This window comes from Methylobacterium sp. J-092 (genome assembly GCF_022829325.1).
Taxonomy (GTDB): Bacteria; Pseudomonadota; Alphaproteobacteria; order Rhizobiales; family Beijerinckiaceae; genus Methylobacterium.
The window spans coordinates 52,425-65,455 of sequence record NZ_JAKSXU010000111.1 but is presented as its reverse complement, the minus strand read 5'-3'; the positions used below and the strand labels follow the sequence as shown (position 1 = coordinate 65,455).

At 69.5% G+C, this 13,031-nt stretch carries 10 protein-coding genes; 6 read left to right on the top strand and 4 right to left on the bottom strand.

What is annotated here, in order from left to right; translation table 11 throughout:
- The first annotated feature begins 201 nt into the window (after positions 1–201).
- Genes MKK60_RS12560 through MKK60_RS12550 form a run of 3 tightly spaced genes read left to right on the top strand, consistent with a single transcriptional unit; the run spans position 202 to position 3,166 of the window.
- Positions 202–807: a TadE/TadG family type IV pilus assembly protein gene (locus tag MKK60_RS12560; protein ID WP_243986188.1), complete on the top strand. Its 606-nt coding sequence runs from the start codon at positions 202–204 to the stop codon at positions 805–807.
- Positions 801–1,466, top strand: a complete 666-nt coding sequence (locus MKK60_RS12555; RefSeq protein ID WP_409567338.1) for a TadE/TadG family type IV pilus assembly protein — start codon at positions 801–803, stop codon at positions 1,464–1,466. The genes MKK60_RS12560 and MKK60_RS12555 overlap by 7 nt, the downstream gene beginning before the upstream one ends.
- Positions 1,467–1,498: 32 nt before the next feature.
- The gene (locus MKK60_RS12550) at positions 1,499–3,166 is read left to right on the top strand and encodes a vWA domain-containing protein (RefSeq protein ID WP_147727838.1); all 1,668 of its coding nucleotides are present in this window, start codon (positions 1,499–1,501) and stop codon (positions 3,164–3,166) included.
- Here the strand turns inward: MKK60_RS12550 and MKK60_RS12545 are convergent, their stop codons facing one another.
- Positions 3,167–5,839 (bottom strand): MGH1-like glycoside hydrolase domain-containing protein, encoded by a 2,673-nt coding sequence (locus tag MKK60_RS12545; protein WP_243986186.1) that lies wholly within the window; start codon positions 5,837–5,839, stop codon positions 3,167–3,169.
- A gap of 191 nt (positions 5,840–6,030) precedes the next feature.
- Between MKK60_RS12545 and MKK60_RS12540 the strand changes: the two genes are divergently transcribed.
- A complete protein-coding gene (locus MKK60_RS12540) occupies positions 6,031–7,005 on the top strand; it encodes a phosphoribosylaminoimidazolesuccinocarboxamide synthase (RefSeq protein ID WP_243986184.1) in 975 nt (324 codons plus the stop codon).
- 72 nt (positions 7,006–7,077) lie between these two features.
- On the opposite strand, the gene MKK60_RS12535 is transcribed toward MKK60_RS12540, so the two are convergent.
- Complete coding sequence (locus tag MKK60_RS12535; protein WP_243986182.1) at positions 7,078–8,439, bottom strand: nucleotide sugar dehydrogenase; 1,362 nt, start codon at positions 8,437–8,439, stop codon at positions 7,078–7,080.
- Positions 8,440–8,628: 189 nt separating this feature from the next.
- Between MKK60_RS12535 and MKK60_RS12530 the strand changes: the two genes are divergently transcribed.
- On the top strand, positions 8,629–9,171 hold the full coding sequence (locus MKK60_RS12530) for a hypothetical protein (RefSeq protein ID WP_243986180.1): 543 nt from the start codon (positions 8,629–8,631) through the stop codon (positions 9,169–9,171).
- 126 nt (positions 9,172–9,297) lie between these two features.
- On the opposite strand, the gene MKK60_RS12525 is transcribed toward MKK60_RS12530, so the two are convergent.
- Positions 9,298–10,767, bottom strand: a complete 1,470-nt coding sequence (locus MKK60_RS12525; RefSeq protein ID WP_243935420.1) for a sensor histidine kinase — start codon at positions 10,765–10,767, stop codon at positions 9,298–9,300.
- A 49-nt stretch (positions 10,768–10,816) separates the two neighbouring features.
- On the bottom strand, positions 10,817–11,518 hold the full coding sequence (locus MKK60_RS12520; protein ID WP_243935262.1) for a response regulator transcription factor: 702 nt from the start codon (positions 11,516–11,518) through the stop codon (positions 10,817–10,819).
- A 300-nt stretch (positions 11,519–11,818) separates the two neighbouring features.
- Here MKK60_RS12520 and MKK60_RS12515 point away from each other — a divergent pair, with 300 nt between their 5' ends.
- Positions 11,819–13,027, top strand: coding sequence for an oxalate decarboxylase family bicupin (locus MKK60_RS12515; RefSeq protein ID WP_147842201.1), 1,209 nt, complete (start codon positions 11,819–11,821; stop codon positions 13,025–13,027).
- The last annotated feature ends 4 nt before the right edge of the window (positions 13,028–13,031 follow it).

Here is a 13,031-nt window from a genome sequence, read left to right as displayed (position 1 = left end):
ATGCGCCGCTCTCCGCAAGTCTTTATCCCGGCCGATCGCCTTATTGTCCTAGATGAGGGGGTGTTCCGTGCGACCGAGGGTTGTGCTCATGTCGCGATGACGCCGCAGGATGTCATCTAGGGTTGGTAGGGCGATTCAACTTTGGTTTAGATCTTCGGGTGGATAGCGTCTGGATAACGTATCTCATCCGCCTCAGGTGTCATGCCTCGCCGCCTCGTCCGCGCATTTTGTCCGTCACCGATCCGCACGTTCGCCGCCGCCGCCGAGGGGGCCGCCGCGGTCGAGTTCGCCCTCGTGTCGTTGCCCTTCCTCGCGCTGGTCGGCGCGATCATCCAGATCGCGTTCGTGATCTGGGCCGGCCAGAACTTCGACCGCACCGTCCAGAACGCGGTGCGCGGCCTGTTCACCGGCCAGTTCCAGATCGCCAACAGTGGGACGACCAGCGCGGCGGTCCTGCTGCAGAAGCTCAACGACGCGATGTGCGGAACCGGCGCCAACCGGGCCTTCACGTTGTTCGACTGCTCGAGCGTGAAGATCGACGTGTCGCTGGCGAGCTCGTTCGCGGCCGGGTCGAGCGCGACGCCGATGAACGCCACCACGAGGACCTGGAACAACGGCTTCGGGACGAGCTACGCCTGCGCGAAGCCGGGATCGATCGTCGTCGTCACCGCGGCCGTCAAGGTGCCGGTGTTCTTCAGCCTGCTCGACCTCGCCCAGATGAGCTTCGCCGACGGGACGCATCTGTTGCAGTCCACGGCCGTGTTCCGCACCGAGCCGTACCAGACCACCGCCTCGACCGGATGCTGAGGGCCGGGATGGTGCGGTGTTCCCCTCTTCATAGCTCAGGCGCGTCCGAGCGGGCCTTCGCTCGGTTCGCACGCGCGTCCGGCGGCGTCTCCGCGATCGAGTTCGCGTTGATCCTGCCCGTGCTACTCGCGATCTTCGTGGGCCTTTCGGAGTACGCCCACGCGGTCGACAACTGGCGGAAGGTCACGCAGCTCGCCCGGACGGTGTCCGACCTGACTGCGCAGGGCGACGCCCAGAACCCCATCGACGCGTCGCTGATGCGCGACATCCTCGCCACCTCGACCCTGGTGCTGAAGCCGTTCGACGCCAGCGGCGTGAAGATCGTGGTGAGCGCGATGGCGGTCGACCTCACGAACCTCAACCTGATCCCCCGGGTCTGTTCCAGCACCGCCAACGCCAACGCGTCGCCCCGCGCCACGGGCGCCGCCTCCGACCTCACCGTGCCGACCGGATTCCGCACCAACGGGGTCCGCTACGTCCTCACCGAGGTGAGCATGCCCTACACGCCGATGCTCGGCTCGGCGCTGGTCAAGCTCGTCAACGGCGCCACGAGCACGATCACGCTCAAATCCAGCATGCCCTGGCCGGCGCGCGGCGGGCAGCCCGCCAAATCCACCTACACCGAAGTCTGGATGCCGGGAGGCGCAGCATGCCCGTGACCCCGGCCCGCTCGACACCTCGAAGGATCTCGATGCGCCGACATCTCGGCCGCTTCGCGCGGCAGCGCGACGGCAACGTCGTCCTGCTGTTCGGGCTGCTCGCGCTGCCGCTCCTCGGCTTCACCGGCGCCGCGATCGATTACGGCTTCGCCACCTACATGGAGACCAAGCTCCAGGCCGCGACCGACGCCACCGCCCTCGCTCTGTGCCAGACGCCGATGGCGACGACGAACCCGGCTCTCCAGGCCCAGGCCGTCGCGATGATGACGGGCTACATGGGCGCGACCGGCCTCACGGTCGACCCGCTGGCGGTGACGGCGAACCCGCGCCAGATCACCCTGACCACGCACATGGTCTCGCCGGTCTTCTACAGCCGCATCACGGGCGTGACGGCCCCGCGCCCGGGCGGGTCGGCGCGCTGCGCCACCCCGGTGCCCAAGACCTTCGAGATCGCCCTGGTGCTCGACAACACCGGCTCGATGGCGGAATCGAGCGGCGGCCAGAGCAAGCTCCAGGCGGTGCAGACGGCGGCGACGAACTTCGTCGACTACGTGTACACCAACGCCGCCTTCGCCACCGGCACCAAGATCTCGATCGTGCCGTTCGCCGCCGCGGTCGCGGTCGATCCGGCCGCCTACCGCTATGCCACCTGGATCGACCAGAACGGCAAGTCGGCCTATCACTGGACCAACGTGATCGCACCGGCCTCCGCCGGCTTCACCAACCGCTTCGGCCTCTTCACGGCGCTGCAGAGCGCCTACTCGGGCTGGGGCTGGGCCGGGTGCCTGGAAACGTTGCCCTATCCGCTCAACGTCCAGGACGGCGCGCCGACGAGCTCGAACCCAAGCTCGTACTACGTGCCGATGTTCGCGCCCGACGAGCCGGGCGATGGCAGCACGACCTTCGCCGGCTACAACAACAATTCTGCGTTCAGCTTCAACAGCTACATCGACGACTACACCAACGCCAACAGTTGTGCGAGCCAGTCGCAGTCGAGCACCACCTTCGCCGCCGCCGAGGGCCGCGCCTGCAAGTACGTCAACGCCCGCGACGCATCGCCGACCGCGTCGAACAGCTATACCGGCATCCCGAACGGCCCGAATTTCGGCTGCACCACCCGCCCGCTCCAACGGCTGACCAGCAGCACGGCGACGCTGAAGTCGCTGATCAACGCGATGGCGCCGCTCGGATCGACCAACATCCACGAGGGCCTGATGTGGGGCTGGCGGACGCTGTCGCCGAGCAGCGTCTTCGCCGACGGTGCGCCCTACGCGTCGAGCACGGTCAACAAGATCATCATCCTGATGACCGACGGCGCCAACAGCTGGGCGACGAACGGCTACTCGCCGTTCAATCAGTCGATGTATTTCGCCGCCGGCTACTTCCAGAACGTCGACGGTTCGACGCCGAATCCGCGGCTCCCGCCCGGCAACCAGAACGTCACGAACGCGAGCAACGCACGCGCCGCCCTCGACGCGCTGACGGCCCTGGCCTGCAGCAACGCCAAGAGCGCCGGCATCTCGATCTACACGATCGGCTTCAGCGTGCCCTCGGACCCGATCGACAGTGCCGGCCTGAACCTCCTGAGTAACTGCGCGACGACGGCGTCCCAATCGTTCGTCGCCAACGATTCGAACAGCCTCATCTCGGCCTTCAACCAGATCGCGGCCAGCATCGGCACGCTGCGGCTCACCCAGTAGTCACGAGGCGCCCGAGGGCGACAGCGCGTGGATCGGACCGAGCGCGCATTGCTGGATCAGCAGCGCGACCAGGCCCGACCAGCCGGTTTGATGCGAGGCGCCGAGGCCCCGGCCCGTGTCGCCGTGGTAGTACTCGTAGCAGAGCACGTGGTCGCGGAAATGCGGGTCCTCCTGCTCCAGCCTGCTCGTCGCCTGGAACGGGCGCGTCCCGTCCGGCCCGCGGGTCGAGAGCCCGATCATGCGGTTCGCCAGCTCGTCGGCGATCTCCTGCAGCGACAGGAAGGTCCCTGAGCCGGTCGGGGCCTCGACCCGGAAGTCGGGCCCGTAATAGCGGTGGAACCGGCGCAGGCCGTCGATCAGCAGGTAGTTGATCGGCAGCCAGATCGGCCCGCGCCAGTTCGAGTTCCCGCCGAACAGCCGCGTCCGCGACTCGGCCGGCTCGTAGGGCAGGGTCAGGTCGGCCCCGTCCCAGACGAAGTGGAACGGCGTGCGCTCGTAGACCTTGGAGACGCCGCGGATACCGTGCGGCGACAGGAACTCGCCTTCGTCGAGCATCCGCCGCAGCAGCGCCTTGAGGCGATGGCCGCGCAGCAGCGACAGCAGGGCCGTGCCGCCTTCGCCCGGCTCCTGCCAGCGCGAGACCAGGGATGCGAGGTCGGGCCGGTTCTCCAGGAAGAAGCGCAGCCGCTTCTGCAGCCCGGGCAGCTTCACGAGGTCGGTCTCGCGCAGCACGGCGACCGCGCAGATCGGGATCAACCCGACGAGGGTGCGGGCGCGGATCGGGATGCGCTCGCCGCCCGGCGTCTCGATCACGTCGTAGAAGAACTGGTCGGCCTCGTCCCAGAGGCCGCCCCTGCGCGCGGCGGCATCGGCGATCAGCAGGAAATGCTCGAAGAACTTTTCCGCCATGTCCTCGTAGGCGGGATCGCGCAGCGCAAGCTCCACCGCAATCCGCATCAGCTCGAGCGCGTTCATCGCCATCCAGGCGGTCGCGTCCGACTGCGTCAGCGCCCCGCCCGCGATCGGCTTCGAGCGGTCGAACAGGCCGATGTTGTCGAGCCCGAGGAAGCCGCCCTGGAACAGGTTGCGCCCGGATGCGTCCTTGCGGTTCACCCACCAGGTGAAGTTCATCGTCAGCTTGTTGAACACCCGGAGCAGGAAGTCGTGGTCCGGCCGCCCGGTCAGCGCCTGGTCGAGGGAGAACACCCGCCACGCGGCGAAGGCGTGCAGCGGCGGATTGGCATCGGAGAAGTTCCACTCGTAGGCCGGCACCTCGGCATTGGGGTGGCCGTAGGCGTCGTCGAGCAGCAGCAGGATCTGCCCCTTGGCGAAATAGGGGTCGATCGTCGCGAAGACGAGGCTCTGGAGCGCGAGGTCCCAGGAGGCGAACCACGGGTATTCCCAGGCATCCGGCATCGAGATGATGTCGTGCGCCCGCACGTGGCGCCAATCGGCGTTGCGGCCGGCCTTGCGCGCCTCGGGCGGGGCCGGCTGGGCCGGGTCGCCGTCGAGCCACTCGCGCACGTCGTAATGGTAGAGCTGCTTCGACCACAGCATCCCGGCCAGGGCCTGGCGCTGGACCGCCCGGCGGTCGGCATCCGCGATGTCGGCCTGCAACGCGGCGTAGAATGCGTCGGCCTCGGCGATGCGGGCGGAAAACACCGCGTCGAAGTCGGCGAAGGCGTCGCCGGACGCCTCCGCGATGCGGAAGCGCAGGCGCACGCTTTGCTCGCCGCCCGGCGCGATGGTCAGCCGGTGCACGCCGGCGCATTTGGTGCCGGACCGGTCAGGATTGACCGCGTCCATCTCCCCGTCGACCACGCGACGGCCGATTCCGTCCTTCGGGTAGCCGGATTGCGGCGCGCCGAACAGGCGGTGGGCGTTGGTCTCGTTCTCGCAGAACAGCCATTCCGGTGCCCCGTCGGCATGGAGCCGCATCGCCGGCATGGCATGGTGGACGGCGAGCACGGTGCCGTCGGCGGCGAGCCGCAGGTCGGGGCGCGGGCCGTTCGCCCACGACCACGTGTTGCGCGAGAACAGCTGCGGCAGCAGCGCCAGCGTCGCTTCATCCGGGCCGCGGTTGATCGCGGTCACCCGCATCAGCACGTCGTCGGGCCCCGCCTTGGCGTACTCGATGGTGACGTCGCAGTAGCGGCCCGCGTCGAACAGGCCGGTATCGATCAGCTCGAACTCGCGGTCGTCGAGGCCGCGGCGCGCGTTCTCCTTGGTCAGGCGAGAATACGGAAACGCGTCGTGCGGGTACTTGTACAGCATCCGCATGTAAGCGTGGGTCGGGACGCCGTCGAGGTAGTAGTACAGCTCCTTGACGTCTTCGCCGTGATTGCCCTCGGCATTGGTCAGGCCGAACAGGCGTTCCTTGAGGATCGGGTCGCGGCCGTTCCACAGGGCGAGCGACAGGCACCAGTTCAGGTCCTTGTCGGCGAAGCCGCCGATGCCGTCCTCGCCCCAGCGATAGGCGCGCGAGCGGGCATGGTCGTGGGGCAGGTAGTCCCAGGCCGCGCCGTCGGCGCTGTAATCCTCCCGCACCGTGCCCCATTGCCGATCGCTGAGATACGGCCCCCACAGGCGCCAGGCGGGGTCGGTCCGCGTCTCGGCGAGGCGCCCTCCCTCGACGGTCTCGAAGATGCGCGGCGGTCGATGGGTGTGGGACACGTCGAGAATCCCTCGCTTCACGTTCGTCGGATCGAGCCGGGCCTGCGGACCGCGCGCAGGTCGGAGCGGTTTCATGAGCGGCGCCGTCCTGCAAGGCTCGCGCCCCGCATCGGAGGCGGGGGCTGGTCACGCCGCGTGCGCTGGTTCACACCGCGTCCGGTCATCCGCGCAGCCTGATGGAGCAACCCGGTTTGGACACGGCATCCCTCGCCCCGCACGCCCACCAAGTCCTCGAGGACGCGACGCTGCCGGAATGGCCGAACCATTATCGCGGCAAGGTGCGCGACAACTACGACCTGCCGGACGGGCGCCGCATCCTGATCAGCAGCGACCGGATCAGCGCCTTCGATCGGGCGCTCGCCGCGATCCCCTTCAAGGGCCAGGTGCTGACGCAGACCGCCCGCTACTGGTTCGAGGCGACCGCCGACCTCTGCCCGAACCACGTCCTCGCCTATCCCAACCCGAACGTGCTCGTCGGGCAACGCCTCGACATCCTGCCGGTGGAGATCGTGGTGCGGGGCTACCTCGCCGGCAGCACTGCGACCTCGATCCTGACGCAGTACAAGGCCGGCGCGCGCACGATGTACGGCCATACCCTGCCGGACGGGATGCGCCCGAACGAGCGGCTGCCGCAGGCGATCATCACCCCGACCACCAAGGCCGCCGACGGTGCCCATGACGCGCCGCTGACCGCCGACGCGATCCTCGACCAGGGCCTGCTTACGCCGGCGCAGTGGCGGACCGTATCGGAGACGGCGCTCGCGCTGTTCGCCCGCGGCCAGGACCTCGCGGCGCGGCGCGGGCTGATCCTCGCCGACACCAAGTACGAGTTCGGCACCGACGCCGACGGCCGCATCGTGCTCGCCGACGAGATCCATACCCCCGACAGCAGCCGCTACTGGTTCGCGAAGACCTATCCCGAGCGCTTCGCCGCCGGCGCGGCCCCGGAGAGCTTCGACAAGGATTTCGTCCGCAACTGGGTGGTGGCGCGCTGCGACCCCTACAACGACCCGATCCCGGAAATCCCGGCCGAGATCGTGCTGGAGACGGCGGCCGTCTACATCAACGCCTACGAGACGATCACCGGCGCCACGTTCACCCTGCCGGACCCGGCCGAGGTGCCGCTCGACCGCATCCGCCGGAACCTGAAGGCGTATCTGACTTAGGAGGTCGGATCGAACCGGAAGGTCGGGTGCATTTCCCCTCCCGCAAAGGGGGGAGGGAAGACTGCGCCGCTATCACGCCAAGATCACGATCTTCGCGGTCAGCCCGCGGCTGCGAAGCGCGTTGCGGCAATCGACGACGATCCGGGCGCTCCCGCAGATCGCGGGGTAATCGACCGCGTCGTGGTCGGTCACGATCAGCACGGCGTCGAACGACGCCAGCGTCCCGTCCGTCAGCGCGACCGATCTCGCGCCCTGTAGCGTCCTATATTCCCGCGTCGCGGGAACCGCGGGCACGAACGGATCGTGGTAGGCGACCCGCGCGCCGCGCGCCTCCAGCATCGACCAGAGCCTGAGCGCCGGGCTCTCGCGGATGTCGGAGATGTTCTTCTTGTAGGCCAGGCCGACGATCAGGATCCGGCTGCCCGACAGGCCGCGTCCGGCGTGGGTGTCGAGGCCGCGGATCAGCTTGTCGAGCACGAAGCCCGGCATCTGCTGGTTGATTTCGCCGGCGAGCTCGATGAACTTCGTCGCGATACCGAACTCGCGCGCCTTCCACGTGAGGTAGAACGGATCGATCGGGATGCAGTGCCCGCCGAGGCCGGGGCCCGGATAGAACGGGGTGAAGCCGAACGGCTTGGTCTTGGCCGCCTCGATGACCTCCCAGACATCGATCCCCATCGCGTCGAAGATCACCTTCAGCTCGTTGACTAGGGCGATGTTGACGGCGCGGAAGATGTTCTCCGTCAGCTTCGTCGCCTCCGCCGTCGCGGTGGACGACACCATCACCGTGCGGGCGACGAACGGCGCATAGAGCGCCTCGGCGAGCCGCGCCGCCGCGGGGCCGTCGCCGCCGACGATCTTCGGGATCGTCGCGGTGCTGAAGGCGCGGTTGCCGGGATCCTCGCGCTCGGGCGAGAAGGCGAGGAAGAAGTCCGATCCGCTGCGATAGCCGGTGAGCGCCTCGAGCAGCGGTCGCACGACCTGATCGGTCGTTCCCGGCCAGGTGGTGGATTCGAGCACGACCAGCTGCCCCGGCCGCAAGCGCTTCGCGATCTCCTGCGTGGTCGTGCGCACAAACGACAGGTCGGGCTCGCGCTGCCGGGTGAGCGGCGTCGGAACGCAGATCAGGATCGCGTCGACCTGCGCCAGACCGTCGAAATCGGTCGTGGCGCGGAAGCGGCCGCTTCCCGCCATCGCCGCCACCGCCGGCGCCGGAATGTGCTCAAGATAGGTCTCGCCGCGCATCAGCATCGCCGGCTTGTCGGCGTCGATGTCGAAGCCGACGACGGCGAAGCCGGCCTCCGTCGCCGCGAGGCAGAGCGGCAGGCCGACATAGCCGAGCCCGACGACCCCGATGGTGGCGGCGCAGCGCTCGAAGCGCGCGGCGATCGCGTCGATCGAGACGTGGGGGCCGGCGGCTGGGTCTTCGGTCATCGCATGCGTTCCAGCGCCGGGCTCGTCGCAGCGGCCCGGCGATCGTGTCTTACCCGGTCCGCGGCCTCAGGCCAGGGCGTCGGCATCCGCAGGGCGGTTTTCCTGACGTACAGATGGCAATGCCCTTGCCGGTCTTGACCCGTCTTGGCGCCTATGAGTTATGGCCCCCATTCGAGAGTAGAGGCGGCCATGGCAGAAGATCACACCATCACGAAGGCACTTGCGGAAATCAGCCAGCGCCGTGATCTCCTTCAGGCCGAGTACGAGCGGATCGGGACCGAGCTGGCAAAGCTGCAGATGGCCGAGGGGGCGCTGCGGTCGATCGTCGACAACACGCCGCTCGATGCCGCCGTGTCGCTCGGCGACGGCCCGGCGCGAAGGAGCGCCGAGCGCGTCGCGACGCCCGGCCAGACCTCGACGCGCGGCCCGCGCGGTCCCCGGGCGAACTCGGCGAAGGGCCGGCTCCGCGCCCTCCTGGAAAGCGCCGGCCCGCAGGGCCTGTCCACCGCTCAAATCGCGCAGCGCCTGCCCGACGTCGCGCCGGCCACGCTGAACGCCTACCTCAGCACCATGGCTTCGGGCGGCGAGGCGATCCGCCGGGGCGACTTCATCAGCATTGCCAAGGCGACGTCCGCCGACGCGGATGCGGAGGCCGATGCGGAACTCGAGAACGAGGACGCGTCCGAGGACGAGGCGGCTTCGGAGATCGACGAAGCGACCGCCGAGAGCTGAGGGCGCGCATCCCGCGATCGTGCCGGTTGCCGGCCGACGCACCGGCGGGAGACGATCGCGGGCCGGTTGGTCCGCGCTTCGTCGCGCAGGCCGCCCTGTCCCGGCCGGCGAAGGTCGCCGTCGCGATCAGGCCCCGCCCTCCGACGGAGCGTCCGGGCTCTGCCGGTTCGCGGCGCCCGCCGCCGGCAGGGCGATCGCCACGCGCAGGCCGGGCGCGTTGTCCTCCAGCGTCAGGCGCCCCTGATGCAGGCGCACGACGGCGGCGACGAGGCTCAGGCCCAGGCCGAAGCCCGGTGCCGATCGGGCGTCCTCCAGGCGCACGAAGCGGTCGAGGACGCGCCCGCGCTCGGCTTCCGGGATGCCCGGGCCGCGATCGGCCACCGTGACGACGATCTCCGCACCGATCCGTGACGCCGCCATCACGATCCCGCCCGGCGACCCGCCGCGGGCCTCGGCGCCGTACTTGATCGCGTTGTCCAGGAGGTTGGCGAGCGCCTGCCCCGCCAGCTCGCGGTTGCCGTCGACGATCAGGCCGTCCGGCGCCGACACGTCGAGGCGCTGGCCGCGCTCCTCGGCCAGCGCCTCGTAGAGCTCGCCGATCGCCCGCACGGACGGTCCGAGATCGAACGGCGCCATCATCTCGCGGGCGTTGCCCGCCTCGAGCCGCGCGATCATCAGGAGCGCGTTGAACACCCGGATCAGGCCGTCGCTGTCCTCGATCACCCCGTCCAGCGCCGCGCGCAGGGCGTCCGGCGAGCGCTCGCCGCGAAGCGCCTCGTCGGCGCGGTTGCGCAGGCGCGTCAGCGGCGTCTTCAAGTCGTGGGCGATGTTGTCGGAGACCTCCCGCAGGCCGCGCATCAGCTCGCCGATCCGCTCCAGCATCAGGTTCAGATTCTGGGCGAGGCGATCGAGCTCGTCGCCGTTGCCCGCGACCGGCAGGCGGCGGCCGAGATCGCCCGCCATGATGGTGCCGGCGGTCTCGGTCATCGCGTCGACCCGCTTGAGGACCCGGCCGGCGACCACCCAGCCGCCGATCACGCCGAGCAGCACCACGACCGCGAGCGAGGTGCCGAAGGTGCTGGCGATCACCCCGCGCAGGCGGTCGCGCTCCTCGACGTCGCGGCCGACGAGCAGCCGGAAGCCGCCGGGCAAAGTGAAGATGCGCACGATCGCGCGATGGGTCTCGCGCCCTTGCGTCTCGCGGCTGCGGCCGTAGACGGTCTCCGCCTGTCCCGGCGTCGCCAGCACGCTCGCGGGCAGGTCGCCGACGTTGCCGACCACGTGGTCGCCGTTGGCCGTGGTCACGAGGTAGAGCGAGGCGCCGGGCTCGGCCGCCCTTCGCTCGACCGCGGAGATCAGCCGGCGCAGGCCGCCGCCGTTGTACTGCTCGGCGAGCCCGTTGATCTCGGCGTCGATCGTCGAGACGATCTGGTCGTCGAGGACGCGACGGGCGCTCCAGGCGATGGTGCCGAGCGCCACCCCGGCGCAGGCTGCGAACACGACGAGGTACGCGATCGACAGCTTGAACGCCGTCGTCCGGAACAGCTTCTGGATGCGGACGAAGGCGCTATCCGGCGTCGGGACGTGCGGCGTCACGGGACGACGATGCCGGCGATCGCGCGGGCTCGATCCGTCCTCGCGGGCATCATGATGGCGGCCGCGCCTCGTCGGCGCGCAGGATGTAGCCGGCGCCGCGGATCGTGTGGATCATCGGCGTGCCGAAACCCTTGTCGAGCTTGGCCCTGAGGCGCGAGACGTGCACGTCGATGACGTTGGTCTGCGGGTCGAAGTGATAGTCCCAGACGTGCTCCAGGAGCATGGTCCGGGTCACGACCTGGCCGGCATGGCGCATCAGGTACTCCAGCAGCCGGAACTCGCGCGGCTGCAGGGCGACGTCCTGGCCCGCCCGCGTCACCCGGTGGGAGAGCCGGTCGAGCTCGAGGTCGCCGACGCGGTAGGCGGTCGCCTCGGCGCTCGCGGCGGACGAGCCGCCGCGCCGGGCCAACACCTCGACGCGGGCGAGCAGCTCCGAGAAGGCGTAGGGCTTCGGCAGGTAGTCGTCGCCGCCGGCGCGCAGGCCCTTCACCCGGTCGTCCACCTGCCCCAGCGCCGACAGGATCAGCACCGGCGTCGTCACCCTCTGCTCGCGCAGGGAGCGGATCAGCGAAAGCCCGTCGAGCTTCGGCAGCATCCGGTCGACGATCAGCACGTCGTAGGCGCCGTCGCAGGCGAGGCCGTAGCCGTCGAGGCCGTCGGTCGCGTGGTCGGCGAGGTGCCCGGCCTCCCGGAACGCCTTGACGAGGTAGGAGACCGCCTCGCGATCGTCCTCGATGATCAGGAGCCGCATGGGTTCGGTCCATAGCGCGGACCGGGACGGGGCGGAATGGGCTTGGACGGTCACGGTCGGGCTGCCCTCCATCATTCGGTCGTCCGCATCCTGCACCCGCCCGGATGACCGGGAGATCGCGGGAAGATGACTGTTCGGACAGGTTCGCCCGCCACGCGTTGCAGCCATGCCAGGAATGGCGGGATCGGATCGCAACCATGCGGCTTGTCCTGCCGCGCACGCCGTCGCCACGCCGATGATCCACCGACGGACCCGGGCCAGGCGACGGCGCAGGACCCATCGCATCCACGGACAGGCCGCATGAACGACATCTCACGCCGTACCCTGATCGCCGCCGGCACCGCGCTCGCCGCCGGCGGTGCCCGCGCCGCCGAAGGGCCGATGCCCGAGCGCGCCGGCAAGGGGGCGGACATCCTCGGGCCGCGCAACCCCGCCCGCGAGGCCGAGGATCCCTATACCGTCGCGCCGCCCGCCACCGACCACGGCACGATGCCGAACCTGAAATGGTCGTTCGCCGACAGCCACATGCGCCTGGAGGAGGGCGGCTGGGCCCGGCAGACCACGGTGCGCGAGCTGCCGATCTCGAAGGCGATGGCGGGCGTGAACATGCGCCTGAAGGCCAACGCGGTGCGCGAGATGCATTGGCACAAGGAGGCCGAGTGGTCCTACATGATCAAGGGCCGTGCCCGGATCACCGCCATCGATCCGGACGGGCGGACCTTCGCGGACGACGTCGGCGAGGGCGACCTGTGGTACTTCCCCTCCGGAATCCCGCACTCGATCCAGGCGCTGGAATCCGACGTCGACGGCTGCGAGTTCCTGCTGGTGTTCGACGATGGCGGCTTCTCAGAAGACTCGACCTTCCTGATCACCGACTGGCTGGCGCACACCCCGAAGGAGGTGCTCGCCAAGAACTTCGGCCTGCCGGAGAGCGCCTTCGCGAACATCCCCGAGCGCGAGCTCTACATCTTCCCCGGCCCGAAGCCCGGCCCGCTGGCGGGCGACCGGATGGGGGGCGCCGGGCCGATCCCGAAGTCGTTCAGCCACCGAATGCTGGCGCAGGAGCCGATCCGCACGAAGGGCGGAACGGTGCGGATCACCGATTCGACCAACTTCCCGGCCTCGGAGACGATCGCCGCGGCGCTGGTCGAGCTCGAACCCGGCGCGATGCGGGAGCTGCACTGGCACCCGAACGGCGACGAGTGGCAGTACTACCTCTCCGGCAAGGGGCGGATGACGGTGTTCGGCTCGGAGTCGAAGGCGCGGACCTTCGACTATCAGGGCGGCGACGTCGGCTACGTGCCGTTCGCCATGGGCCACTACATCGAGAACACCGGCGACACGCCGCTGACCTTCCTCGAGATGTTCAAGAGCCCGCGCTACGCCGACCTGTCCCTGCGCCAGTGGATGGCGCTGACGCCGCACGCGCTCGTCCAGGCCCACACCAAGCTCGATCCGAAGCTGATCGACGGGCTGTCGGCGAAGAAGGGCCCCGTGGTGCCGCTCTGAGGCG

What these genes read in the sequence shown, in the direction of transcription:
- MKK60_RS12515 (WP_147842201.1), top strand. Translation starts at nt 11,819, where the DNA reads ATGAACGACATCTCACGCCGTACCCTGATCGCCGCCGGCACCGCGCTC.
- MKK60_RS12550 (WP_147727838.1), top strand. Translation starts at nt 1,499, where the DNA reads ATGCGCCGACATCTCGGCCGCTTCGCGCGGCAGCGCGACGGCAACGTC.
- MKK60_RS12535 (WP_243986182.1), bottom strand. Translation starts at nt 8,439, where the DNA reads ATGACCGAAGACCCAGCCGCCGGCCCCCACGTCTCGATCGACGCGATC.
- MKK60_RS12520 (WP_243935262.1), bottom strand. Translation starts at nt 11,518, where the DNA reads ATGCGGCTCCTGATCATCGAGGACGATCGCGAGGCGGTCTCCTACCTC.
- MKK60_RS12530 (WP_243986180.1), top strand. Translation starts at nt 8,629, where the DNA reads ATGGCAGAAGATCACACCATCACGAAGGCACTTGCGGAAATCAGCCAG.
- MKK60_RS12555 (WP_409567338.1), top strand. Translation starts at nt 801, where the DNA reads ATGCTGAGGGCCGGGATGGTGCGGTGTTCCCCTCTTCATAGCTCAGGC.
- MKK60_RS12560 (WP_243986188.1), top strand. Translation starts at nt 202, where the DNA reads ATGCCTCGCCGCCTCGTCCGCGCATTTTGTCCGTCACCGATCCGCACG.